Raw genomic sequence first — 24,851 nt, 5'->3', positions numbered from 1 at the left:
TAACCGCAATACGTCCGTTAATGTTTTAGGGGAAAGCACGCCAGTGCTTTGGTGGAAACTCTTTCTAAAAGGAAAGATAAGGGCACCATTGAGAAGCTTGCAGGTACCCTAGAACCCCACTGCTTTAGCTGTGGGAGTTGTCAGAAGTGCCAGAGTTCTAGGTGGAGGTAAAATTCATATATTGGTACGTCATGTTCTCCCACACATAGGTGCTCGAATGACCATTCTTTTTGGACTGTATTTGTCAATTGAAAAGTGAACCATTTGTTAATTTAATTTTGCACCACTTGTTCACTTTCTACTTTCAACCATTCTTCTGTTTCTCGCATTCGATAAGAATTACCATTCATATTTAAAACGTAAGATCTATGCGTCAAGCGATCCGTTAAAGCTGCGGTCAAGACTGAGTCATGAAATATATCTTGCCAATTGATAAAAGACAAATTACTCGTTATTATCGTTGATTTCCTTCCAGCTCTTAAGGATAAATGCGAGAACATTAATTCTGCACCCTCTTTATCAAATGAAATATAGCCTAATTCGTCGAGAATTACGAGGTCATACTTTTCAAATTTCAATTCAAAGCTACGCAACGTTCGTTCTGAACGATGTTCCTTTAACTGATTTATAAACGAAGGTACCGTAGCGAAAAACACACGATAACCTGCTAAACAAGCCTCCATTCCTAATCCAACGGCCATATGCGATTTCCCGGTACCTGGCGGTCCAGTTAAAATGACGTTTTGACCTTTTTCTATAAATGCTAATGACTTTAGTTCATTTAGCTTTGCTCTTGCTTGCTCAGGTAATGCTTCGATGACGAGTTCATCTAATAGTTTCTTTTGCGGGAAATTCGCTGCACGTATACGATTTTGTTTTGCACGTACAGATCGATCAGCTTTCTCCTGCGTCAACACCTGGTATAAAATATCATAAGCTTCTTTTTCATTCTTAAATGTATCAGAAGACTTAATCAGCCTTCTGATGCTTGGTAATCTTAACTCCTTACATAATTCAATTAACGTTTCTTTTTTGTCCATCTCACATTACTCCTTCACTATAAAAAATAGTTTCATATGCTTTGAGGTTCTCTTCAGATTGCTTTTCAATATCATTTTTCATTGATGAATCATTTATGTTATCCACGTTGTAGTCCTGTTCACAAATGAATTTAATACGTTCTGTCGACATATCAGAAGAACGCAGTTCTTCAAGTTTATTGATAGCTTTTAACACATCTGATAAGTTACCTTTTTCTTTTACATACTCGAGTAATGCTAGAAAATCTTTTTCATTTCCGATATAATAAGTGTAGTAAATATTTTTTATTGCTTTTGGTGCCTGATTCAAACATTCACTTTGACTCAAGGCGCCTTTTTTCTTTTTAAATGTTTCTAAATAATGTTCTATATCCATTTCCCATTGATGGAGTCCCCAATTACGTTTGTGCCAACATAGAAATTTATTATTAATAAAGCAACGTATCTCTTCAGCTCCAACTTTCACACGACAATATTCTCCTACATGTCCTTCAGGGACAGAATAATGATTTTGATTAATTACTACTGTGCTGTACTTATCTATTCGACACTCAACAAGATCAGCGGCATCAAACGGTTGAATCATATTGATTCCATTTGTTTCTCTTTCCTTTTCTAATAGCTTAAATTTTGAGATTTTGTGTTCATGATGTGGTCGTGCATTCAAGTCAACAAGTTTAGTTATCAAGTGCTCATTGGCTGCGTCAATATTGTTAAATATGAAGTTCGAAGAAAAAGCTTTTCGTCTCACATATTCAACACTACGCTCTACACTTCCTTTCTCATTACCTTTGCGTGCATTACATAAGCGAATCTTAAAGTAATAGTATTGTGCTAAATTATTCATCTGTTCATGAATTACCTTCTCATGACCAATAAATGTTTTTACTACAGTCCTCATATTGTCATACGTAAAAGATCTTGGAACAAATTTTATATGCTGAATTAACTTTGAATGAGCATCTAACACACATACTTGTGTTTCAGATTCATAGACTCTTGCGAATCTATAGTTGCTAAAAGGTAACGTAAAGACTGCTAATGAGTAGCTCTTTATTTTTCCGTTGATTTCTAACTTAACTTCTCCCCAGTCAAATTCAATTTCTGCACCAGGCTCTGGATGTTTACGAATAAACACTTCTTTATTTTTCTTTGATATTTCGCGCACAAAATTTCTAATTGTTGTGTAACCAACAGTATGACCTTCTTTAAGTAAAGCCTCATGCATATCAATGATCTTCATCTGTTGTTTCCCCATGTAATGATTCTTTTTCCATTCATTCTGAGCAATGAAATATTGGATTTTCTCTTGTATTTCTGTTGTTAAAACACGTTTCGGACTAACTCTATGCTTGTACTTTGGTGGGCTCGTAATTGACTCTGGAATCGGTAGATTCCTAACATCTTTTGATTGGCTTTCTTTAAACTCCTTTAAATACTTTCTAACTGTATTTCTACTGATTGGAAGTTCCTTTTCTATTTTTCTTTCACTTAACCCTTTGATATATAATTTAATAACATCTTGTTTTAGTTTCAAATCAATCACTCCATATTTTCCCCCTAACAAATAATCTTGTTAGGTTTATTTTCTATTAGAGTGGTTCATTTTTCAATTAACAATGTGGTTCACTTTTAAGTTACCATATACATTGGACAGCAGTTTATTCAAGTTCTCTTAATCTTTATGCACTTAGGGGTGTTTAACTTTTTCTTTGGTGGAACCCAGATGGGTTTTGGAATGGTTGAATCACCACCATCTTCAGTTACTTTTGAATGGTCCGGCCTGATTGGTTCTGGTAAAGGCGGTGTACGCAATGGGGATTATTGGACAATTTTATTTCCATTATTAGCCTTTGTGCTTAGCATTTTTGCAATGCAATTTATAATTCAAGGTGTAAAAGAGATGCAACAGACCAAAGTTGGGGTTATTTATAAATTTCGAAAAACTGGACGAAAACGGAAGAACAAAAGTAGGGTGATTAATTCGACATACCAACCAACTAAAGAAAGCTTTGAACGAGTTGGTAACGATTAAGTTTAAAAGTTGAGTTCCTTTTTACAGAAAGGGACTCAATTTAGTTTAAAAAGATCGTTATCTTGTATACAATGAAGGTAATGATAACAAGAAGGTAGGGTTAACCTGATTTGAAAAGCTATGATATTTTCCATATGCAACGATTATTTCCTTCCCAAGTGTATGATCGAGGTCTAGAATATTTTCATCAGGGAAGAGTAACCGAATTATTATACGATATTAATTTTCATGTTTGGACTGCTACAGTGTATGGGAGTGAAAGTTATTTTGTGGAAGTAAACACGAAAAGAATTCCACACGAGCTATCTGATGCTTACTGTGACTGTGCTGCGTTTAGAACGTATAATCAATGTAAACATATAGTTGCCGTGCTGTTTGCTATTGGTAAACGGCATAAGGAACAGGGGGTAGGCCGTAATATCGACAGGTTTAAAACAACCAATGATTTTATACAATCAATTACAGATATTCAACAACAAAAACGTGCCAGCAGCCTAAGCATCAATCGTCAGCAACTCCAGGTAGAATATATATGTAAATGGACATATAACGATACATTATTTCTTGAAATGAAGGTTGGGGAAAAACGACGGCTTGTTGTAAAGGACATACATGCATTCTTGCAGGATGTCTTTCAGGAGCGGGAGCACTTTTTTACAAAGACATTCACGTATAATCCGGAGCAGCACTTTTTTTCAGCTGAGGATCTGGAAATATTTGAACTTATTATGTCTATCGTGCAAAACGAACGGCTTTATAATGGGCATTCGTTATACCGCTATCAAACACACATCTCAGAAGGGCGCTCGATTTCAATTTCTCCATTACTTGCAAAACCCTTGCTGAAAAAGCTGATAACCCGTGACTTTGTTGTCGATAATGAAAAAAATGTGTTTAAGGATATTGAGATTGTTGAAGATGCTCTACCTTTTGAATTTAAACTTGAAAAAAACGATCAAAAGGAACTCACGCTTGCTATAAAGGGTAACCAGGATGTCGTTTATTTTTCAAAATACGAGTTGTTATTTGATAACAGTATTTTTTACTTTCCAAAAAAAGAACAGGTACCATTGTTGGAACAGGTCAGCAATCTTTCTGCCAATACAGAGAATCTTCCTATCCCTGACAAACAGGCAGATGTTTTTCTGTCGGAAGTTATTCCTTCACTTAAAAAAGTAGGGGATGTACAAATTGCTGAAAATGTTGCATCAGAAATTATTCAGAAGCCATTAAAAGCAAAACTTTATATTGATTTAAAAGCTGATTGGATAACGGGTAAACTTGAATATCATTATGGGCAATATCAAGTAGATCCCTTTAATGGACGGAAGGAAGAAGATGTCCTGATCATTCGTGATATGGAGAAAGAACAACAAATCATGCAGTTAATTGAGCATGCTAATTTTCATTTTAATGGGAAAGAATTATATATAGATGCAAATGAAGACGTCATGTACGAATTCCTCTATGATGTTCTACCAATGTTTGAGAAGTCTGTAGAACTATTTCTAACATCAGAAATACGTAAATTTTTCATTGAGAACGAGCCAGTTCCCAGTACCCACGTGCGACTTGAGTCATCAAACAATTTGCTTGAGATTGGTTTTAGTATTGATGGTATAAACGATAATGAAATTAACCAGATATTAGGCGCGGTTTTAGAGAAGAAGCGCTATTACCGCATGGATGATGGTGCACTGTTATCTCTTGAAGGTGATGAATTCACATCTATTCAGGAGCTCATGGCGGAACTTGATTTGAAGAAGGATGATATTCAGGATGGAAGTGTTCATTTACCTGCATACAGAGGTGCCCAGGTTGATGGTCTAATTGAAAAAAATAAAAATTATGATCCAACGTTTCGAAAGCTGTTGCATCATTTAAAATCACCAGAAGAACAGGTTTACGAGTTGCCAGAGAACCTAAATGCATCATTGCGTAACTATCAAGAAACTGGATTTCAATGGTTTAAATCGTTAAGCAGCTATCGCTTAGGCGGCATTCTAGCTGATGATATGGGACTTGGGAAGACTATTCAAAGTATTGCCTACTTGCTTTCTTTAAAACAGGATCAACCACACTTGATTGTGGCTCCTTCATCTGTTTTATATAACTGGAAAAGTGAGTGTGAAAAGTTCGCTCCAGATCTAAATGTCAGTGTTATTGCCGGGAGTCCGACAGAGCGAATGGAATTGATAGACCCAAAAATAGGCGATGATGTTTGGATAACGTCTTATGCAACACTACGTCAGGATATTGAACTTTATCAGGACATAACATTCCATACAATGATCCTGGATGAGGCACAATATATTAAGAACTATGCAACCAAAACGTCACGAGCCATCAGAGAGATCAAAGCTGGACACCGATTTGCATTAAGTGGTACACCAATTGAAAACTCAATTGATGAGCTATGGGCAATTTTCCAGGTCATTTTGCCGGGATTGATGCCAAGTCAACGTAAATTTAAACAGCTATCGCATGAAAAAATTGCTATGCTCACAAAACCATTTATTTTGCGAAGACTTAAGAAAGACGTACTAAAAGAGCTACCGGATAAAATTGAATCTGTACATGTTTCTGAATTAACCAAGCAGCAAAAAGAGCTGTATGTAGGGTACCTACGAGAACTGCAGCAGGAAACGGCTCAATCTCTCGGGAATCAGGAATTTAACAAAAACCGTATGAAAATTTTGGCTGGACTTACAAGGCTCAGACAAATTTGCTGTCACCCTTCATTATTTATTGAAAACTATGAAGGAAAGTCAGGAAAGTTAGAACAATTAATGGAAACGGTGAACAATGCGGTGGAAAACAAAAAGCGCATGTTGATCTTTTCTCAGTTTACAAGCATGCATGACATCATCAGGAAAAAGCTTGAAGCAGATGGAATTGACTATTTCTATTTACACGGTCAAACACCTTCACAGGAACGTGTGCAAATGAGTGAACGATTTAATAATGGAGAAAAAAGTGTGTTCCTTATTTCACTAAAAGCTGGTGGAACTGGTTTGAATCTAACAGGAGCAGACACAGTTATCCTATATGACTTATGGTGGAATCCGGCTGTTGAAGACCAGGCAACTGGGCGTGCTCATCGATTTGGACAGAAGAACGTTGTCCAGGTGATTCGAATGGTAACCAAAGGAACAATAGAGGATAAGATTTTCGCGTTGCAACAAAAGAAACGGGAGTTAATTGATCAGGTAATTCAGCCCGGAGAACAGATGCTGTCCAGCCTTAGTGAAGGCGATATACGTGAATTACTAAATATCTAAAAAAACATGTGCATTTCACTGCACGTGGTTTTTTAGATGCGAAAAGGTATTACACGTATTATTATTGATGGTAAGTAGATTTCAACTATTGAAAATAAACTGTATATTTTTTTGATTTATCTGATAAAATTAATATACAATTTATTTTCTAGGTTATTTTCAACAAAAGAATAGGTGACTTATTAATTTGAATGCCGCATGGCAACAATGTTTATAAGTTAAGTATACTGAGAATGTAAAGTGAAAGGGGTGTGACAAATGAAAAAAGTTACTGGTGGACTCACCAAGTTTTTTGTTGCTAATCTTACCGTATTACTTTCTATTATGCTTTTACCGGTCTTTCTAATCACTGATGATATAGCTGTATTTGAACAAATTATGGAGTATCTATTCAAAAGCAAAGAATAATATCAACTCACGCCTCCTGAATAGGGAGGTATTTTTATACATAAAAAAAATAGAGCTGGAATAAATCTTCCAACTCTAAGCGACACGCTCCCAAACTCGAGCGACCCGCTCCCAAACTCGAGCAACCCCACTAAAACTAACTACAATGTTAATTCAAACAATTTACGTGGACGACCCTTAACATATGGTTTTTCTTCTCCGGCTACCCTAATTACTTCCCCAGCCAACAGTTTATGAATGGTGCGTTCTGCGCTACGTTTTGTAACTTGGTAATAGTTTGATATATCATTTGCTGAAAATGGCTCGTTGTTCCGCAGGTTTATAAAATCAATAAAGTTATAGGACAACTCATTATTTAGTCTGGCACGGTGTATTAGTGCATGGTATAGCTGAGACGTATCCACATGCTTTGCCACACCCAGAGGGCCAATCGTTTCTTTTCTTTCATTTACAATGTAGCAACTGCTCTCCTCGGATTGGCTGCAAGTTTCAAGCGCAAGCTTTGCATTATCCTCAGCCTGTTTTGCATTTAAGCCTAGACCGAACCCGATATCCACAGGTACACCTAATGTACGTGCAATCTCCTGTAATAAAGGAAAATCACGATAATGGCTTGAGATATGGTCTAAGACCCCTCTAGTACCAAAAATAGAAAATTGGTTTTCTCCATTTGTTAACACAGATGCATTGGTTTGCTGGCCAAACCTCAACAGAATTTGACGAAGTTTAAGCAGCATTTCCTGAGCCAAAAGTTCTCCTTTCTTGGAAGAAATTTTATCAAAACCTTTAACTTGGACAAACCCAGAAACAATTTGTGTGCTTTTGCTCTTATTCACAATGGCTGTTGATCTTGCTTTTTCAATTGCTCGTTCAAGATTTAATTTCGGTATGACCATACAGCTAGTTGGAATTCCATCACTTATAAGTTTTTGTTCCACCTCTTCTATTGAAGTTAATACATAGTCAATTTTTCCTTCTTCGTACAGTGTTTTATGGTGATGATATATTTTACCGATATCTAAAATAGGCTCATCGCCGTAACTGTACGTATAAATTTCCTCACTATTCATTTTTAGTTCCTCGACAACCTCATCAACATAAACATTCTCTAAAACATCAATTGAAATGCGGTTAAGTGGTTGGTTATGATAATTTTTAAGACGATAGAAGGATGTTAGTATCATATATTCATCAAAATCCACTTGCACTGCAGGTAAACGCTTCTTATCAATCTTTTCCTTGGCAAATAAATATGGTACTGCTCCACCAAATAAATAGACATCACACATAAAAGCTTTCTCAATTAATTCGATATTTTCCACTGGCTTTGTATAGATGAAAGGGATTATTTCAATATCTTCTTGATTATCAACATAATCGTTCATGCGTTGAACTAATTCTTCTCTTCCAAATGCTGCAATTTTAATCTTCATTTTTACCCCTCCATATTTTTTATTGAAGCGCTATCAACTTTTTATATAAGTAAGTACTGTTTTACCGATAGCTGCTAGGTAATCATTCCCTGTACCATTATTTGACCAACCTTCTGATAGAAGAGACATATAAACCTTTTTATCCTGATAGGTTAATAGTGCTACATCGTGCTCAATTCCCGGCAATTCACCAGTTTTATGATAGATTAATAACTTTTCACTATCACTTTGTTCAGCATAACGTGGTATTTTATGGTTAGTTTGTTGGTCAAGCAATATTTTTTTAATTTCTTTTTTACTGGTATCAGTAAGTATGTCGTTATCGTTTTCAATAAGTCTCAGAAACTCAACCATGTCCCGTGCGCTTGTGTAGTTGTCATGCAAAGGATCTTTATAATCCATAAATTTCCTGCCTATACGTGTATGGGTGCATCCAACAGATGAAACAAAGTCATTCACATTTTCCATTCCAATTTTATTGAGTATAATATTTGAAGCTGTGTTATCTGAAACTATTATCATAAGCTCTAATAGATTCTTATAGCTGAATACATTTGAATTGGTAAGGTAGCTGATTACACCTGAACCACCTGTTTTCATATCATTTTCTATATAAACCAGAGAATCCGGTTGAAGCGCATTAGCATCTATTTGGCGATATGCTTCAATAAGAATTGGGAGCTTGATTGTGCTGGCAGCTCTTTTTGGTTCATAGGCATTGATTGCAATATCACCGTCATCAGTTTGGATATAGATTGAAAAGTGGTCAATTTCATCATGAATTAATTCATAAACGGTAGATTTCATTAGTTGGAAATTCATAACTATACCCACCTCCATATTAAATTTTGAATGTACTAGTTTTACGTTTAGATAAGTCCGAATTATTTAAATATTCAACTCTGGATTGTGTTTTATCCCTACTATAGTATGGAATTTTCTTAATATTGTCAAGAAGGAAAGTTAGGAAAGTTGACAAAAGGTACATCTATATGTCCAATAACCTAAAATTGTTTCTTGGGAGTAAGGAAAGTTAGCGATTGTTTTTCCGCATTGCTCGCTTAGCACCGATTTTGTAAAGGATGGAAGAAAGTAAATCCAGCAGTTTATACATTTTGTGTCTAAAAACAACAATCTATTATAAATATCCTTAAAAAGATATGGCTTTAAACCAATAATTTGGAATTTAACAAAGTATACGCGTAAAAAAGACTGTTTTTGTGGTATGTTTATGTAAAGATTTGTAAATTTGAGGGGGAAAGCACATGGGTACACATTTAAAGCCAATCAATTTAGAAATACCAATTGTTCAGGCAGGGATGGCTGGTGGGATTACAACGCCTGAACTTGTGGCAACGGTGTCAGAAGCTGGTGGACTCGGTACTGTTGGCGCTGGTTACATGAGTGCTGCATCTTTAAAAGATGAAATTATGAAGATTAAGCAACTTACTAGCAGGCCTTTTGCGGTAAATCTTTTTGCCATAAACTTGGAAGAGTTTTCGAGTGAAATAGGTCAGGTACAAAACTTTCTTAACAAATACCGTAGCGAACTCGATATTGATCAAGGCAAGGATTCTGTTAAAGTATATGATTATTTACAGGAGAAGGTATATGTTGTCATTGAAGAAAATGTTCCAGTTGTAAGCACGGCATTTGGCGTCCTGTCGTCCGTTTTGATTCAGCGTCTTAAAGAAAACAACGTTACGTTAATTGGTATGGCAACCAACCTAGAAGAGGCGAATCAGCTTATTGATGCGGGATTCGACATGATTGTGGCTCAAGGTTATGAGGCGGGTGGTCATCGTGGGACATTCGATGTTAAAAAATATCCAAATGGATGTAACATTGGACTACTTTCCATGGTTGAGGAATTTTTGGAAAATTGTAATGTGCCAATAATTGCTGCAGGTGGTATTTCCAATAAAAGGCAAATTGATGCACTTTTATCTATGGGAGTAGCGGGTGTCCAGCTGGGAACCAGGTTCTTAGTTGCAAAAGAAGCTGGAACGAACAGTGCCTATCGTCGTGCTTTAATCAAATCATCCAGTGTCGATACAGTTATTACAAGAGCTTTTTCGGGGAGGCCAGCCCGAGCCGTTTTTAATCGCTTTATTAAAGAGGTAGAAGCAAGTGACTGTGACTTCTTACCATTTCCGATTCAAAATGAACTGACGAAGGACATTCGCGCGGCAGGTAAAGAGTTTGCTGTTGCAGATTTCCAATCGCTATGGGCAGGTCAAGGTGTTGGGGCAATAGTTAGAGAAGAATCGGTCAAGGATATTTTAACTTCATTAATTGGTAAGGACACTGCAGAAATAAATTTCGAAAAATAAAACCACTTCCCAGTTTAAGGGAAGCGGTTTACAAGAGTGTTTTCAAATAACAATACAGAGGTTTATGTGGGCTGTAACGTATAGTTAGCTCATCTTATAATGTGCCTTAACCTGTTCACGTAACTCACGCTTTAAAAATTTGCCCACTGAGGTTTTCGGAATCTCATCGAAAAATAAAATATCATCTGGAAGCCACCATTTCGCAAATTGTGGTTTCAAGAAGTTCTGTAATTCATCTTTACTAACCTTATCTGAAAACCCTTCATTCAGGACAACGCACGCCACTGGACGTTCCTGCCATTCTGGATCAGGAATAGCAACGACACTTGCTTCAAATACCGCGTCATGTGCCATCAAAGCATTTTCAAGGTCAACAGACGAAATCCATTCCCCACCACTTTTTATTAAATCCTTTGTACGGTCTACAATTTTAATAACACCTTCCTCATCTACTGTTACAACGTCACCAGTGTGGAACCAGCCGTCTTGAAAGGCATTTGCAGTTCGATCATCGTTATAATACTCACTTGCAATCCATGGCCCACGAACCAACAGTTCACCCATTTCCAAGCCGTCCCATTTCACTTCACCATCACTACCCATTATTTTCATTTCAAGACCAGGTACAAGTAACCCTTGTTTAGAGCGCTGGTCTAATTTTTCTTCTTCACCTAAGGATTGTTGGTAACTTTTTAATCTGGAAACGGTTACAATTGGTGTCGTTTCAGTTGCTCCATAAGCGTGGATAAATGGGATGTTATATTTAGACTCAAATGTTTTAATTAATCCTCTAGGAGCTGCTGATCCACCGCATAGGATTGCCCTTAGACTGGATGTATCATAATCACCCTGTTCCAGCTCACGAAGTAGTCCAAGCCAAATAGTTGGCACCCCAGCAGTAATCGTAACTTTTTCACGCTCAATAAATTCAGCAAGTCGCTTAGGGGTGAATCGTGGGCCGGGCAGAACCTGTGTAGTGCCAAGCCATGTAGAAGCAAAAGGGATCCCCCAGGCATTTACATGAAATTGTGGAACAACCGGCATTGATATATCAGATTCAGATAAACCGGCGGAATCAGTAAGTCCAAGTGCGAAGCTATGCAGAACGATACCGCGATGTGAATAAACCACGCCCTTAGGTTTACCGGTTGTGGCAGATGTATAGCACATTCCAGCAGGGTCGTTTTCATCAATATCTTTAATAAATTCAGTAGCAGGATTACCAGATCTAAGAAGTTCTTCGTATGAGTATAATGGTTGTAGCGATGATGTAGGAAGTTCCGATTTATCTGTCATAACTACAAAAGCTTCGACAGTCTTCAACTGGTCAGCGACTTTTTCAATTAGTGGTAGGATATCTTCGTCAATAAACAGTATCTTGTCTTCTGCATGATTGATGATATAAATAATATGTTCGGGTGACAGACGTATGTTGATGGTGTGAAGTACGGAACCAATCCCCGGTGCTGCAAAATAGATCTCCAGGTGCCGGTGGTGATTCCAGGCTAGTGTACCTACTCGATCTCCGTGGTTAATGCCAAGTCCTTTTAGCACGCCCATTAAACGTCTCGTCCGTTCCCCTATTTCCTTGTAGGTCAAGCGGTGGAGTTGATCATGTGTTTGAGAAATGACCTGTTTTTTTGCAAAAAATTTCTCAGCATGTTCAAGCATTGATCCAACTGTTAACGGCACTTGCATCATTAATACCATCCCCTTTTTATTAGATTACCTATATATTATCATATAATTTATATTATTTAAAAAACGAAAAAATTATTTAGTTTGGATTGTACTAAAAGAAGGAATATAATATGTGGACAGGTTGTCTAAGTTATACACATCCTGTGGATAAACCTGAGGATAACCTCAATATTTTGTATAGAACATAAATTCTAATACGAAATACGGTATTATATACTCTGAATTCGAATGATGATTGGGGATAACTTTGTGGAGTTCGGTAACTTAATATTTAGCTCGAGTACGCTAGGAAAGTCGATCGGTTGTGGATGGTCATAAGGGGGTCACTTTTTGAAGAGATTATTGACGTTAATCGGTATTGGTAGTTTAGCTGGTGTCGCCTTAGGTTACTTTTTAAAATGGATCCAGATTATTAGTGGAGAAAAGGTATATGTACTTTTACTTAACATCGATTACATGCCCCTCCTGGGATCCTGGCTAACAACTGAAATTGCAGAATTCACGTTGCATGTATGTGTATCTATTATCCTCGTAATTGTACTGTATTATAGTATAAAAAAACTCAATCTCCGGCAAAATCTGCTGATCTATATTTTAATGAATATAGTAATTGGTGTGTTATTATGGGGTACTACCACATTATCAAATAGGACGCCTGAATTTGGGGATGTAACTGCCTTTTTCTATTGGCTCACTGGGCATGCATTATTTGGTAGCATCGTGGGATTGTTGATTAAACTAGTAAAAACTGAGGGGTAATATGATGAATCGAAAAACAAAACTAGCATTCCGCAATACGGTTGGTGTATCCGGATTAATTATTGGGTTGTTACTGATGATATCGCTATTAAATCAGAAAGAAATCAAGGTGGATAAAAGTTTGCTTACTGAAGAAGTGAAGCAATACCGACCACTTGTGGAAAAGTATGCCGAACAATATGGTGTGGAAGAACATGTGGATATCCTGCTCGCAATGATGATGCAGGAATCAGCTGGTCGAGGTAATGACCCGATGCAATCCTCAGAAAGCTTGTGCGGCGAAAGAAACTGTATTGACGACCCAGAGCGTTCTATTAAACAAGGTGTCTATTATTTTTCCGAAACATTGAAACAAGCAAATGGCGATCTTGAACTAGCTATTCAATCCTATAATTTCGGAAGAGGTTTTATTGAATACGCTTTGGAAAATAAGGGAAAGTATACGCAGGAGGTAGCAATCAACTTTTCACAAAAAATGTATGGAAGTGCAGCGAATAAATCGATGTACAGCTGTATGCGTGAAGGTGCCAGGGAATTGCAAGCATGCTATGGAGATATTCACTATCTGCAGGACGTAATGGCGATGGTGGACGAAATACCTGATTAAAAATTTTCAAGTCGTGTTACTTCGATTTTAAATAACGAAGGATTATAATGGGTAATTATAAGAAAGAAATAGGGAGGATTTTAACAATGATTAAAAAAGTACATACTAGGAATGCACCAGATGCAATCGGTCCATACTCACAGGCTGTTCAAGCCGGGGATTACCTATACGTCTCGGGACAGATTGGAATTGACCCGGATACAAGTGAAGTCGTAGAGGGAATTGAAGCGCAAACAAAACAGGTAATGGAAAATTTAAAATCAATATTGAGCGAAGCGGATACTAATTTCACTCGCGTAGCAAAGTTTACGATCTATCTAAATGACATGAACAACTTCAGTACAGTCAATGATATATATGGTTCCTATTTAGAAATCCCATATCCAGCCCGGGCGACAGTGGAAGTTAGTCGTTTGCCTAAGGATGTATTGGTTGAAATGGACGCTGTAGTATATACGAAGGTGGAAGCTATTAATGAATAATTTCACGTATCAAAATCCAACAAAGTTAATTTTTGGTAAAGGGCAGTTAGATGCTCTAACCGATGAAGTTCCAACATACGGTAAAAAAGTATTACTCGTATATGGCGGAGGAAGCATTAAACGAAATGGTATTTATGATAATGTAATGAACAAATTAAATGAAATTGGTGCAGAAGTTCACGAGTTGTCTGGTGTTGAACCAAATCCTCGCGTTACAACTGCTCGCAAGGGAATTGAGATTTGTAAAAAAGAAGGAATTGAATTCATTCTTGCTGTTGGTGGAGGCAGTACAATCGATTGCACGAAAGCAATTGCTGCTGGTGCTAAGTCAGATGCTGATATTTGGGATATTGTTACTAAAAAAGAACAGGCAACAGCTGCACTTCCGTTTGGTACAGTGTTGACAATTGCTGCTACTGGTTCAGAAATGAATCGTGGCTCTGTAATTACAAACTGGGAATTGAATGAGAAACATGGCTGGGGATCACCACATACGAGCCCTAAGTTTTCCATTTTAGATCCAGTTCATACAATGTCTTTACCACGTGAACAAACTGTATATGGCATGGTGGATATCATGTCACATGTATTGGAACACTATTTCCATCATACAACAAACACACCAATCCAGGACCGGTTCTGTGAAGGGATTTTAAAGACAGTAATTGAAACAGCTCCAAAACTACTGGATGAGCCTGATAACTATGAATACCGTGAAACAATTATGCTAAGTGGAACACTAGCACTCAATGATATGTTGAACATGGGTTATCAAGGCGACTGGGCAACGCATAACTTAGAGCATGCCGTATCAGCTGTTCATGATATCCCGCACGGTGGCGGACTTGCGATACTATTCCCAAACTGGATGAACCATGTGCTAGATGAAAATGTTGCTCGCTTTAAACAACTTGCTGAACGCGTGTTTGATGTTGACCCTAGTGGAAAATCGGACCGTGAAATTGCAGAAGAAGGAATTACTAAGCTTCGCGCATTCTGGGATAGCATCGGTGCACCTAATAAACTTGCCGATTATGATATTGACGCAAGCACAATTGAAACCATGGCTGGTAAAACAGTTCAAGTTCGCGAGGAATTTGGTAATTTTAAGAAATTAAATAAAGAGGATTCAGAGAAGATTTATCAAGCAAGTTTGTAATAGAAAGAATTAAAAGTCTGACTATTTAGTCAGGCTTTTTGTTTTGTATTAAAAAAAGATGATAATGCAAATAAATAGAAAAATCCTTCTATTTTTAGAATTCAAACTGTATAATTACAGTTAGTTGGGAAGGAGGTTGGAAAATATGATCGTTGCTAAAAGAATTAAAAAGTTAAGAACAACTCTAAATATACCTCGTAGAGAATTCTGCAAGGGTATAGTCTCGTTATCTCATTTAAGTAACATAGAAAGTGGAAGATTTGTTCCATCAGAAGACATTTTAATTAGCTTTGCCAATAAGGCAGGAATGCCAAAAGACTACTTGGTAAACCCGCATAAAGATCAGGAAAAGGTTGCTACAAAGATTAAAGAATTACATGTGCTACTAGATGATGATTTGAGTGAATGTGTTACTGAAATTGAAATATTTGAAAGATCTAATCCATACATAGCCTCATACCTCTTAGAAATTGAATTCTATTTGCTTAAAGCTAATAGCTGTATTAAATCGGGAAAGATGGAATTGGCATACCAAGTATACAGTCAGAATGTTGAGCCATTAATTGACGATTCGCTACTAGAACATAAGAACTTAAGATATTTATTAAAAAAGTTCAAAGGTGTCTTTTCTTACCATCGTAGTAATTATGGTCAAGCCATTACTGACTATAAGATATTTCTTAAAGAAGATTTAGATACGTTAGAACAAGCTAAGGTTAATTTTAATATTGCACTTTGTTATGATAAAAAATCTGATAATTACCATGCAATTCGATATATTTATAAGGCATTGGACAAATATACACAGGAGTTGGATTGGGATGGTGTAGGGAAATCTTATAATTTTCTGGGTTCTTTGTTTGAACAAATTAAAAATTACTGTGATGCGGAAATTTATTACAAAAAGGCATTAAAACTGTCTAATGAGATGGAGTTAATCTCTCTTAAGTGTAAGGTGTTGCATAATCTAGGAGAACTTAGTAAGAACAGAAATGATTATGAGCAAGCAATATTACTTTTTAACCAAGCCATAAAAATAAAAAAAAATTACAATCATACAAACTTGTCAATTACGTATTGTTCTTTAATAGATTCCTTTATATTAATGAATCGGTTTCAGGAAGCAAAGTTATATTTGTATGAGGCTTTAAAACATACAAATTCACAACTTTCTAAAGTTCGGTTGAATACATTAAAAGAAAAAATGGCTTATAAGAATGAGCAAGGTTCTTCTTATGAGCCTAGCCTAAAGGGTGCGATGGACTACTTTGAATTCAATAATCCTCTTCTCTATTCCAAGTATGTTAAGGAGCTAGGGAATTATTATATGGAACAACGAAAATATAAATTAGCTGCCAATTGTTTTAAAAAATTATTATGAAAGGGGGTAAGTAAATGAAGTCTATTAAAAAAATTGCTCTATTATCAATACTATTTGTATCCATATTTCCTATAAATTCCTTTGCAGATAATGAAAAAGAAGATCCGCAAACAAGTCCAGTACATCAAGAAGAGATAAGGTAATCAACTAAAATGAATAATTTGTCATTTTGCAAATCAGACTGCAGAAAAATTGTATTAAATAAAAATATATGAGCAAAAGTTTGAATTGGGTGAAAAGTATGTAAAATATGAGCTATTTACTATACAATTTAATTACACATATGAATTGAGTCAACTTGAGAAAAAAATTCAGAAGGGAGGAAAATTCATGGAAGGTCCTATGTTTGCACCTTGTTGTCAGTGTCATTGTACGTATGAAGCAAGAACAGTATGTGATCCAGTAGATGGTTGTCATAAAGAATTTGTGAAAGTCTGTGATACATGCTGTAGTTACAGTGAGTGCTCCTAATATATTCCATGTGAATAGCTACCTATAGGTAGCTATTCACAAACTAAGGATGATTGCAATGACAAAGAAGTTTTTCCCATACATATTCCCTGTATTCCTTATTGCTTTAGGTTACTTGGTTTACTCTCATTGGTATTCTCCAACTAAACCTTTAGTGTACTACCCACCTGCAGAAAATCGGATACCAGAGCATTTAGATTCTCTAGAAATAGTCAATATTAACGGGGTTAAAAAGACCATACATATGAAAGATGCTCCATATACATTATTGTCATTTGTTCTCTACATACCTGAGTTTGAAGACCTTGAAAGCAATTATAAACACCTAGCAGATAGACGAGAGTCATATAAGAATGTTCGGATGGTCTTTTTATGGGACATAAATGAAGACAAGACAATTGATCATATTAAAAAGGTAGCGCAAAACAAATCATTGGATCGGAATATTTTAACGGACCGGATGAAAGTACAATATCAAGAATCCAAAAACTTAGATGTAGTTACTATGCCTAGTTTTGTTCTTTATGATAGTGAAGGTAATTTGGTATACGAAACTACTTCACCATCGATAAAGGAATTAGGAATAATGCTAAAATCACTACGTTAATGTGAACAATTGGGGAGTGATGGTGTCATGATAGTTGAATACATAAAAAGTGCTTATAGTAATATGTTTCGATTTCCTAACCGGTTTTGGACAATTATTGTGACTGTGTCACTAGCCACTTTTTGTCTGTTGGGATTAACGTCTATGATACAAACAGCAAAAAGTTACAATCAGCACAAAGTAGAAAGCTTGATGGCTGAAAATATAAATGCTCAACAATATATTGTACAGACTGCTAGCATAGAGAAAGAAGTTGATCCAAATCAAGTTTCTACTCTAACTGATATAGTGGGTGCTCAATCTGGTTATTATTTTGAAGATCTAACTAAATTTATTTGGGATTATGATTATTTAATTCCATGGATTAATTTTAATGACCAATTAATAATAGAAACGAAGCCAATGATGGTGGGATTAGAAAGTAATGCAACTGCTTTAAAAGAGAAAATTAAGCTCGGTGGATATTTTACAGGTGACCCTAATGAAATCATTATTAGTGAAAAACTATTGAACCAATTTATTAAGTCTTCTGAGGTAATTGATGGAAAAGTTATAGTTATTAATGATAGCAGACGAGCCGCATTGAAAAATGGAGAAGGAATAAAGGTTACCCCTAAAGCTATTTTAGGGGAATCTATCGATTTAGTATATAAGATTAAATTTCAGGTTAATGAAGAAGCTGGTAGTTATACTGTTAATTCTAGAAAAAGTGTTCCGTTAAAGGTAGTAGGTGTTTATGATCCTAAAATAGGTTATCAAACGCCAGGAAATGTCTGGCTACCGTTAAATTTAAAAAATGATCTTGAAGGATTTAATTCGGAAGACTTAACGAATAATTTAAGTGGGAAAATTGCATTACAACATAACACGCCTTTTTTATCGTCTGGGATTAATGACCAGATAAGAGAATTAGGGCTATCGATTCACCAATCCGAAGAGCCTAACAGGTTTTTTGAGAGTTCCATAAAAGGAAATCAAGTAAGACAATGGATGTACAGTGTAATTTTAGTCTCTAGTATTATACTTGGTATAACCTGTATCGTTGTGATTAGTTATTTGATAAGTTCTGAAAGACGTTATGAATTTCAATTGCTAAGGGCATTGGGAGCGAGTGTAAGGCAAGTACGAAAGTTATTCTTAATAGAGTTATTTTTTGTTTCCGGAATTGGTTCCCTATTGGGATTAATGATCTCTTTATTTGTGGCAAACAACACAACTATAAGTGAATGGATAGGTGTAAAGATTCTATTGGACGGTTGGATTACGATAATAATCGTTTGTTTACTCCCCATTTTGTCGACTCTAATTGGTTTCTTGAATGTGAGTTTGGGTGTTAAACGGGATGTCTCTTTTACATTAAAACTGGGGGAATAACAATATGGATACAGTTAGGAGAGCCTTACAGCAACTTTTTAGGTATAAAACAAGAAATACTGTTATAGCTATTCAAATTATAATAATAGTAGTATTGATTACAGCTTTGTCAACGATTCTTTTTCAGCTGGATCAGATGTTTAAAAATGATAACTTATCGTATACAAAGCAGCTTACAATAATTGAGGTAAACAACCAAGATATTTCTGAAGAGTTATTAACGTATCTTAACAAATCAAACAAGGTAGACTTTTATCTTCCCTATTCTTCATTTAATCCTGGTAACAATTTATATATGGAAACAAAGGATTATTACATTTGGCCGAATGAGATTGCGTTTTACGATCCGGAAAAAATAAAAAATCCTGATAGTAAATTTCTACAAACAAGCACGAATAAAAACGGTGTCATCGTTCCAGAGAATTTCAAATCATTTCTAATTCCAAAGAATAATTATCAAAAGCTTTATGGGGAATCAGATTTACCAAATAAGGGGAATCTTGAAGACTACCAAAATCTAAATATTCCCCTACATGAAGGTAAACAAAATATAATTAATGGTAGCATTAAATTTAGTTATTATAACGATTTTGTTTCTGAATCAAGTACTTCAGCCAACATCCCGATTTTTGGAAAGTATAGCAGTGAGTACCAATTTGATGTTTCCTTTATGTTTCAGTTGTTTTTCTTAGTTCCAAATAAATATAAAGAACAGGTTCTTCATGAAAACTCTCCTAGCATGCCGATGAACCTGATAGTTGTGGCCGACAAAGCATCAAGTGTTCCTGCTCTATTAAAAAAAATTGAAGAAATCGGATATTCTCATATGAACAATCTTGATATATTCCAAAGAAGGGCAGACAACAACAAAGAGCTCATGATGGATTTGTTTTTATTCGTTTTAGTAATTGGCAGTGTTTCTGTTTTAAATTTCATTAATATTCTTTATGGTTCTTTAAAAGAAAGAAGGAAAGAAATTGCGGTCATGAAATCATTAGGAATAAGCAAAAAGAAGTTTTTGACGTTGTTTTCTACGGAAACGCTTATTCTAGTTGCTGGATCTACTTTGATTTCTTTCATTATAGTGGAAGGTCTCTTCTCTCTTATACAAAACTTTATCCAAAAAGGGATAGTAAAAAAAGAATATTACAATGTGTTTCATCTTGGATCTGACTCAGTACAATTTCTATTTCAGACCCCTTGGATGATCTATGGTCTAGCATTTTTTGCAACGATAGCTGTTAGTTTAATAGTTACTTATTTTCCAGTTTCGAAAATGTATAACAAACCTTATTTTAAACTTTATAGGTGGTGACTCGTATGGAGGAAAAGATTATCCAGATAACTGGATTGACACATTTTTATAATAAGACAAAAGACCAACCGGTGCTACAAGATATTGAATGGGAGATTAAAAAAGGAGAATTTGTATCCATTCAAGGGAGATCTGGGAGTGGAAAAAGCACAATTCTTCATATTATAGGTGGGCTACTGACTCCGTCTGAAGGTTATATAAACGTTGACGGAATGCGAATTAACGGATTAAAAGAAAAAAAGTTGGCGCTTTTTCGACTTAAATCAATTGGTTTCGTCTTTCAGTCATACCATTTATTTCAGAATATGACTGCATTAAAGAACGTTGAGGAACCGCTTTTCTATTCTGGAGTTAAACGTAAATACAGAAAAGAAATTGCGCAAGAAATGTTAAGTAAGGTTGGACTAGAGGATAAAATTAACTCGCCTGTTCAGGAGTTAAGTGGTGGGCAGCAGCAACGTGTTTCCATTGCCAGAGCCCTAATTAATGACCCGGATATTATACTAGCAGACGAACCAACAGGTAATCTGGATGGATTAACGGAACAAGAAATAATAGATTTATTCGTATATATGAACAAAAGTTTGAACAAGACTTTAATTGTTGTCACACACAATGATAGCGTAGCAGACTGTGCAAGTGTAAAAATGAAGTTACATGAAGGGAAGCTAGTAGAAAGGAAAACGGGGGGGGGAATTGTTAAGGAATATACTGAAAGCAATAAAATTAGTATGGAACCATAATAAATTACTTCTAACAACGTCTATGGCTCTAAGAGTAATTATGGGGTTACTCCCCATCGCAAATTTGTGGGTACTAAAAGAACTGATTAACAATGTAGCTTTACTAACTCAAACACCGGGAAGTGCAGATAAAGTATATTTCTACCTAATGTTACAGTTAGCCTTGGTGTTTTCGAATGCTGCATCTAGGCACCTTTTAGATATTGTAGACATGTATTTAGAGAGCAAAACAGACTTTATTCTTCAAGAGAGAACAATTGAAAAGTTTTCAAGTGTGCCTTTAGCTTATTTTGATAATAATAAATTTTACGACCATAGGAACAGACTTAGTGGCAACCTGGGGAGGCAAATGTTTTCCCCAATAAAGAATTGTTTTTCAATTATACAAAGGGTCATTACTTTGGTTTCCTTTTTAATATTCTTGATATCCATACATTGGTTTTTTGTATTATTTGCTCTATTAACCGCTTTTCCTGTTGTATATATAAATGCCAAATATGGAAGAGAAAGTTTTTATTTAATCATGAACCAAACACCCTTACAAAGAGAAGCATCATATATTATGCACCTTCTTAACGATAGGATAAGTGCAAAAGAAATTAGGTTATTTAATCTTGAAAAATATATGCTAGAAAAGTGGAAAAGTAAGTACTATAAAAACCTAAAGGAGACTTTAAAACTTAGCAGGAAAAACTCAACAGCTATAGCAATACTGGAGATGGTGACTGGAATTGTATATTTCGCGGCTGGGTTGTTTCTAATAAGGCTCCTTCAACGGGGTTCAGTATTGGTAGGTGATTTTGTAGCAGTTGTACAAGCAGTTCAAGGGGCACAATCAGCTATTAATAATATATCACAATCGATAGCAATGGTTTATAAGGATCATTTATTTATTAAAGATATCTTCGAATTTCTATCTTTTGAAGATGAGAAAATTCATTATTATATAGGAACACAGGCATTTCCGCCGTCTCTTGAAAAAGGTATTTCGTTTACTAACGTATCTTTTAACTATCCAGATAGTAATCGTAAGGCGTTGGACAACGTTACTTTACACATAAATCCAGGTGAAAAGGTTGCTATTGTTGGGACAAATGGATCTGGTAAAACTACGTTGGTTAAATGTCTAATGGGACTATATTCTATTGGCCAAGGTGACATCAAATTTGGGGGGGAATCAATAAATGAAATTGATCAAAAAGACTTAAGGAAGAATATCACAACTATATTCCAAGATTTTATTAAATATAATTTTACCGTTAAAGAAAATATAGCTTTGAGTGATAATAAAAACATTATGGATTTAGAGAAAGTAATAGAAACCTCAAAGAAAAGTGGATTACATAATTATATAATGAGTTTACCTAAACAATATGATGCAGTATTGGGGAAAGTATTAGGTAAAGGTGAGGATTTTTCTGGGGGGCAATGGCAAAAACTTGCTCTCACTAGAGCGTTATTCAAGCAGGGTAAAGTTTTTATATTAGATGAACCAACTGCATCGCTAGATCCTCAAGCGGAGTTAGACATGTATGAAAACTTTAATTACTTAACAGAGGGTAAAACAACCATATTTATTTCCCATCGTATGGCTTCAGCAAAGATGGCAGATAAAATCTTCTTACTTAAAGGTGGAAGAATAATAGAAACTGGTACACATAGTGAATTGTTAGCTTTAAAAGGTGAATACTCTAAAATGTATTTAATGCAAGCGAAGTGGTATAACAGTAACGAAAGTAAGGAGCTGATGACATGATTGTGTTCATACTAGCATTAAAAATCTTCTTAGGAATTGTATTTTTAAGTACATGTATTGAAAAGGTTTATCATTATTCATCCCATAAACAAAATATAAAAAATTATGGAATGATGAATGAAAAGTTTATTCCAATTATAGCTTTGTTAGATGTATTACTAGAATCGGCAGTAGCATTATTCCTGATTATAGGGGTATTTGATGTGTATGCTTTAAGTTTTGGGGTAATTTTACTTTTATTTTATACATTTGCGATAATATTAAATTTAACTAAGGGTAATAGGTTTAAGTGTGGGTGTGGAGGTATTGCTGGGGATTCGATGATTTCCTGGAAATTGGTGATTAGAAATTTTCTACTAATTCTTTCGCTAATGTTTTTAATTGTATCGTATAGATACCTAGTAATTTGGAATGAAAGTATTCATAACCTTGGATTAGATTTATTTAGTGTACATTACCTGCTTTTGATAAACATTGTTTTGCTACTAACATTTTCATATATAACGGCAAAAAGAATTTTTAAGGTGAATAAAATGGAGGTTGAGTAATAGTGGAAAATTTATATCTTTTAAGTGTAATTACCATAGCTTTGACTTTGGTGTTCCAATCTGTTTTCCTTATTAAATTAACTAAAAAGATAGAGAACTTTGAGTCAAATGCCCCCGTAGGGAGCGAGAGCGCCAATAAAAATGAGAACGGACCAAAAATTAATTCGATATTACCTATTGTTAAACATAAAGATATATTTGACAATCCAATAAAAATCGGGGGGGAATCAAATGTAGAAAGCTTATTGTTTTTTGTTTCCCCATCTTGTGAGGGATGTTTCCAGTTTCTTTCTGAAATAAAGAAAATGCAAAACACAACTAATATCAATTACACATTTATTGTGAAAGTTCAATCGAGTGAAGAAGTACTAATTCAGCCTGATTTTAACGCGACAAAAGACATGTTTACTTTCGTTGCATTGGAACCTTTATTTGAGTTATACAATATTAGATCATATCCGTTCTTTATAGCAATTGACAAGGATGGAAAAGTTTTAGAAAAAGGAGTAATCAAAGGATTAAAGGAGTTTGAAAAATATGGGTTTAAACAAGCAGTATAAATAGAGAACAAATTAAAAAAGAACTAGCTGTTAACCATACACAGCTAGTTCCTTTTTAATTTGTTCTCTTATTTTATCTAAACATTCTTCAGTTGTATTGCCGGCAATACGCTTTCCATTAACCAAAGCGTATGGTTTAAGTCGGCACAACCCGCAGAACGAAAGGCACTCATTCATCATTACTGAAACTTCCGGAAATTCTTTCTCAATAATTTCTTCTATATTAATAGTAGTGATGGCATTTCCGTCGCAGACGTCGACTATGACAATACCCATACCCATTGCGATCACTTTCTTTCTATGAGGTTACTTAAATTATTACTAATTAGTTGTAGCATATACAGGCAATAAATTCAATGTTTATGCAGGAACTCAAAGAGAATAATTAAACGATCGTAATTAGACCGCAATCGGTCACCGACACCTAAAACTGACCAAGCATAAAAAATACAAAGGTTTAAGAGTAATTTATTGTGTACATAATTGGTGTAATTACATAAGATGAAATGAGTGATAAAATACTAATATAATAGCATTTTAAACTGTAAAAAAGGGGTGAATTAATTGTCATATAAATTTTCGAATGAACACTTTACGGAAGAACAGGGTAAGTTAGTTTATAATCCAAATTTTAATCCTCACGATTATGAACTTTTAGAATTAATTATGGAAGCTGAACGGAATATAGGTGCTCTAGCAAGACTAGGTTTGAAAAATCATCCCTTAAAACCTACCATTCTTAGGAATTCCATGGTTAGGACAGCGCATTTTACAACCAAAATTGAACAAAACAAATTAGAATATAAAGAAGTTGAACAACTATACCAAAACTATAAAGGTGAGGGGCTAACCACGTCT

General features: G+C 35.3%; 23 protein-coding genes and 1 pseudogene. 18 read left to right on the top strand and 6 right to left on the bottom strand.

The genetic code is table 11. From position 1 onward, the window contains the following. Nucleotides 1-272: 272 nt before the first annotated feature. Nucleotides 273-1,040, bottom strand: coding sequence for an IS21-like element helper ATPase IstB (istB, locus tag ACOI1D_RS14820; RefSeq protein WP_422502156.1), 768 nt, complete (start codon nt 1,038-1,040; stop codon nt 273-275). Nucleotide 1,041: 1 nt separating this feature from the next. Further along, on the bottom strand, nt 1,042-2,586 hold the full coding sequence (istA, locus tag ACOI1D_RS14815) for an IS21 family transposase (protein ID WP_422502155.1): 1,545 nt from the start codon (nt 2,584-2,586) through the stop codon (nt 1,042-1,044). A gap of 180 nt (nt 2,587-2,766) precedes the next feature. On the opposite strand from istA, the gene ACOI1D_RS14810 reads away from it, so the two are divergent. The 3 genes from ACOI1D_RS14810 (at nt 2,767) to ACOI1D_RS14800 (ending at nt 6,764) form a co-directional block, all read left to right on the top strand. Then, on the top strand, nt 2,767-3,075 hold the full coding sequence (locus tag ACOI1D_RS14810) for a hypothetical protein (protein ID WP_422502153.1): 309 nt from the start codon (nt 2,767-2,769) through the stop codon (nt 3,073-3,075). 134 nt (nt 3,076-3,209) lie between these two features. Then, nucleotides 3,210-6,356, top strand: coding sequence for an SNF2 helicase associated domain-containing protein (locus ACOI1D_RS14805; protein WP_422502152.1), 3,147 nt, complete (start codon nt 3,210-3,212; stop codon nt 6,354-6,356). Between the two features lie 258 nt (nt 6,357-6,614). Then, complete coding sequence (locus tag ACOI1D_RS14800) at nt 6,615-6,764, top strand: hypothetical protein (RefSeq protein ID WP_422502151.1); 150 nt, start codon at nt 6,615-6,617, stop codon at nt 6,762-6,764. A 140-nt stretch (nt 6,765-6,904) separates the two neighbouring features. Here ACOI1D_RS14800 and ACOI1D_RS14795 read toward each other — a convergent pair whose 3' ends face one another. Beyond that, nucleotides 6,905-8,197 (bottom strand): hypothetical protein, encoded by a 1,293-nt coding sequence (locus tag ACOI1D_RS14795; protein WP_422502150.1) that lies wholly within the window; start codon nt 8,195-8,197, stop codon nt 6,905-6,907. 33 nt (nt 8,198-8,230) lie between these two features. Then, nucleotides 8,231-9,019: a serine hydrolase gene (locus ACOI1D_RS14790; RefSeq protein WP_422502148.1), complete on the bottom strand. Its 789-nt coding sequence runs from the start codon at nt 9,017-9,019 to the stop codon at nt 8,231-8,233. A 443-nt stretch (nt 9,020-9,462) separates the two neighbouring features. Here ACOI1D_RS14790 and ACOI1D_RS14785 point away from each other — a divergent pair, with 443 nt between their 5' ends. Beyond that, nucleotides 9,463-10,530 (top strand): NAD(P)H-dependent flavin oxidoreductase, encoded by a 1,068-nt coding sequence (locus ACOI1D_RS14785; RefSeq protein WP_422502147.1) that lies wholly within the window; start codon nt 9,463-9,465, stop codon nt 10,528-10,530. Nucleotides 10,531-10,614: 84 nt separating this feature from the next. Here ACOI1D_RS14785 and ACOI1D_RS14780 read toward each other — a convergent pair whose 3' ends face one another. Next, nucleotides 10,615-12,231 carry a long-chain fatty acid--CoA ligase gene (locus ACOI1D_RS14780; protein ID WP_422502145.1) on the bottom strand — a complete coding sequence of 539 codons (1,617 nt, stop codon included), beginning with the start codon at nt 12,229-12,231 and terminating at the stop codon, nt 10,615-10,617. Nucleotides 12,232-12,561: 330 nt separating this feature from the next. Here ACOI1D_RS14780 and ACOI1D_RS14775 point away from each other — a divergent pair, with 330 nt between their 5' ends. From ACOI1D_RS14775 to ACOI1D_RS14715, 13 genes are all read left to right on the top strand, one after another. After that, entirely contained in the window at nt 12,562-12,990 is a 429-nt protein-coding gene (locus ACOI1D_RS14775; RefSeq protein ID WP_422502143.1) for a hypothetical protein, read from the top strand. Nucleotides 12,991-12,994: 4 nt separating this feature from the next. Then, nucleotides 12,995-13,597, top strand: a complete 603-nt coding sequence (locus tag ACOI1D_RS14770; RefSeq protein WP_422502141.1) for a lysozyme family protein — start codon at nt 12,995-12,997, stop codon at nt 13,595-13,597. An 86-nt stretch (nt 13,598-13,683) separates the two neighbouring features. After that, nucleotides 13,684-14,079 carry a RidA family protein gene (locus ACOI1D_RS14765; protein ID WP_422502139.1) on the top strand — a complete coding sequence of 132 codons (396 nt, stop codon included), beginning with the start codon at nt 13,684-13,686 and terminating at the stop codon, nt 14,077-14,079. Further along, nucleotides 14,072-15,238: an iron-containing alcohol dehydrogenase gene (locus ACOI1D_RS14760; protein WP_422502137.1), complete on the top strand. Its 1,167-nt coding sequence runs from the start codon at nt 14,072-14,074 to the stop codon at nt 15,236-15,238. Before ACOI1D_RS14765 ends, ACOI1D_RS14760 begins: the two co-directional genes overlap by 8 nt. Before the next feature lie 145 nt (nt 15,239-15,383). Continuing rightward, on the top strand, nt 15,384-16,619 hold the full coding sequence (locus ACOI1D_RS14755) for a hypothetical protein (protein WP_422502136.1): 1,236 nt from the start codon (nt 15,384-15,386) through the stop codon (nt 16,617-16,619). Nucleotides 16,620-16,633: 14 nt separating this feature from the next. After that, the gene (locus ACOI1D_RS14750) at nt 16,634-16,762 is read left to right on the top strand and encodes a hypothetical protein (protein WP_422502135.1); all 129 of its coding nucleotides are present in this window, start codon (nt 16,634-16,636) and stop codon (nt 16,760-16,762) included. 386 nt (nt 16,763-17,148) lie between these two features. Next, nucleotides 17,149-17,697, top strand: a complete 549-nt coding sequence (locus tag ACOI1D_RS14745) for a TlpA family protein disulfide reductase (protein ID WP_422502134.1) — start codon at nt 17,149-17,151, stop codon at nt 17,695-17,697. Between the two features lie 27 nt (nt 17,698-17,724). Continuing rightward, nucleotides 17,725-19,071 carry an ABC transporter permease gene (locus ACOI1D_RS14740; RefSeq protein WP_422502132.1) on the top strand — a complete coding sequence of 449 codons (1,347 nt, stop codon included), beginning with the start codon at nt 17,725-17,727 and terminating at the stop codon, nt 19,069-19,071. A gap of 4 nt (nt 19,072-19,075) precedes the next feature. Beyond that, a complete protein-coding gene (locus tag ACOI1D_RS14735; protein ID WP_422502130.1) occupies nt 19,076-20,386 on the top strand; it encodes an ABC transporter permease in 1,311 nt (436 codons plus the stop codon). Between the two features lie 5 nt (nt 20,387-20,391). Next, nucleotides 20,392-21,129, top strand: coding sequence for an ABC transporter ATP-binding protein (locus ACOI1D_RS14730; protein ID WP_422502128.1), 738 nt, complete (start codon nt 20,392-20,394; stop codon nt 21,127-21,129). Between the two features lie 22 nt (nt 21,130-21,151). Then, nucleotides 21,152-22,885 (top strand): ABC transporter ATP-binding protein, encoded by a 1,734-nt coding sequence (locus ACOI1D_RS14725; RefSeq protein WP_422502126.1) that lies wholly within the window; start codon nt 21,152-21,154, stop codon nt 22,883-22,885. Continuing rightward, complete coding sequence (locus ACOI1D_RS14720) at nt 22,882-23,433, top strand: MauE/DoxX family redox-associated membrane protein (protein WP_422502124.1); 552 nt, start codon at nt 22,882-22,884, stop codon at nt 23,431-23,433. Before ACOI1D_RS14725 ends, ACOI1D_RS14720 begins: the two co-directional genes overlap by 4 nt. Before the next feature lie 2 nt (nt 23,434-23,435). Further along, nucleotides 23,436-23,993: a hypothetical protein gene (locus ACOI1D_RS14715; RefSeq protein ID WP_422502123.1), complete on the top strand. Its 558-nt coding sequence runs from the start codon at nt 23,436-23,438 to the stop codon at nt 23,991-23,993. Nucleotides 23,994-24,023: 30 nt separating this feature from the next. Here ACOI1D_RS14715 and ACOI1D_RS14710 read toward each other — a convergent pair whose 3' ends face one another. Then, entirely contained in the window at nt 24,024-24,269 is a 246-nt protein-coding gene (locus ACOI1D_RS14710; protein WP_422502121.1) for a DUF1450 domain-containing protein, read from the bottom strand. 288 nt (nt 24,270-24,557) lie between these two features. Between ACOI1D_RS14710 and ACOI1D_RS14705 the strand changes: the two are divergent. After that, a pseudogene (locus ACOI1D_RS14705) lies at nt 24,558-24,851 on the top strand (Fic family protein); the annotation flags it as partial.

It is taken from the genome of Virgibacillus sp. DJP39 (assembly GCF_049310925.1).
Taxonomy (GTDB): Bacteria; Bacillota; Bacilli; order Bacillales; family Amphibacillaceae; genus Virgibacillus_F.
This window is presented reverse-complemented; position numbering and strand designations above follow the sequence as displayed.

Excerpts from the sequence above, each read along its gene's own strand:
- ACOI1D_RS14710 (WP_422502121.1), bottom strand. The coding sequence starts at position 24,269 with ATGGGTATTGTCATAGTCGACGTCTGCGACGGAAATGCCATCACTACT.
- ACOI1D_RS14785 (WP_422502147.1), top strand. The coding sequence starts at position 9,463 with ATGGGTACACATTTAAAGCCAATCAATTTAGAAATACCAATTGTTCAG.
- ACOI1D_RS14810 (WP_422502153.1), top strand. The coding sequence starts at position 2,767 with ATGGGTTTTGGAATGGTTGAATCACCACCATCTTCAGTTACTTTTGAA.
- istB (WP_422502156.1), bottom strand. The coding sequence starts at position 1,040 with ATGGACAAAAAAGAAACGTTAATTGAATTATGTAAGGAGTTAAGATTA.
- ACOI1D_RS14735 (WP_422502130.1), top strand. The coding sequence starts at position 19,076 with ATGGATACAGTTAGGAGAGCCTTACAGCAACTTTTTAGGTATAAAACA.
- ACOI1D_RS14795 (WP_422502150.1), bottom strand. The coding sequence starts at position 8,197 with ATGAAGATTAAAATTGCAGCATTTGGAAGAGAAGAATTAGTTCAACGC.
- ACOI1D_RS14780 (WP_422502145.1), bottom strand. The coding sequence starts at position 12,231 with ATGATGCAAGTGCCGTTAACAGTTGGATCAATGCTTGAACATGCTGAG.
- ACOI1D_RS14740 (WP_422502132.1), top strand. The coding sequence starts at position 17,725 with ATGATAGTTGAATACATAAAAAGTGCTTATAGTAATATGTTTCGATTT.
- ACOI1D_RS14720 (WP_422502124.1), top strand. The coding sequence starts at position 22,882 with ATGATTGTGTTCATACTAGCATTAAAAATCTTCTTAGGAATTGTATTT.
- ACOI1D_RS14790 (WP_422502148.1), bottom strand. The coding sequence starts at position 9,019 with ATGAATTTCCAACTAATGAAATCTACCGTTTATGAATTAATTCATGAT.
- ACOI1D_RS14750 (WP_422502135.1), top strand. The coding sequence starts at position 16,634 with ATGAAGTCTATTAAAAAAATTGCTCTATTATCAATACTATTTGTATCC.
- ACOI1D_RS14755 (WP_422502136.1), top strand. The coding sequence starts at position 15,384 with ATGATCGTTGCTAAAAGAATTAAAAAGTTAAGAACAACTCTAAATATA.
- ACOI1D_RS14760 (WP_422502137.1), top strand. The coding sequence starts at position 14,072 with ATGAATAATTTCACGTATCAAAATCCAACAAAGTTAATTTTTGGTAAA.
- ACOI1D_RS14745 (WP_422502134.1), top strand. The coding sequence starts at position 17,149 with ATGACAAAGAAGTTTTTCCCATACATATTCCCTGTATTCCTTATTGCT.
- ACOI1D_RS14805 (WP_422502152.1), top strand. The coding sequence starts at position 3,210 with ATGCAACGATTATTTCCTTCCCAAGTGTATGATCGAGGTCTAGAATAT.
- ACOI1D_RS14725 (WP_422502126.1), top strand. The coding sequence starts at position 21,152 with ATGGCTCTAAGAGTAATTATGGGGTTACTCCCCATCGCAAATTTGTGG.
- ACOI1D_RS14730 (WP_422502128.1), top strand. The coding sequence starts at position 20,392 with ATGGAGGAAAAGATTATCCAGATAACTGGATTGACACATTTTTATAAT.
- ACOI1D_RS14770 (WP_422502141.1), top strand. The coding sequence starts at position 12,995 with ATGAATCGAAAAACAAAACTAGCATTCCGCAATACGGTTGGTGTATCC.
- ACOI1D_RS14800 (WP_422502151.1), top strand. The coding sequence starts at position 6,615 with ATGAAAAAAGTTACTGGTGGACTCACCAAGTTTTTTGTTGCTAATCTT.
- ACOI1D_RS14765 (WP_422502139.1), top strand. The coding sequence starts at position 13,684 with ATGATTAAAAAAGTACATACTAGGAATGCACCAGATGCAATCGGTCCA.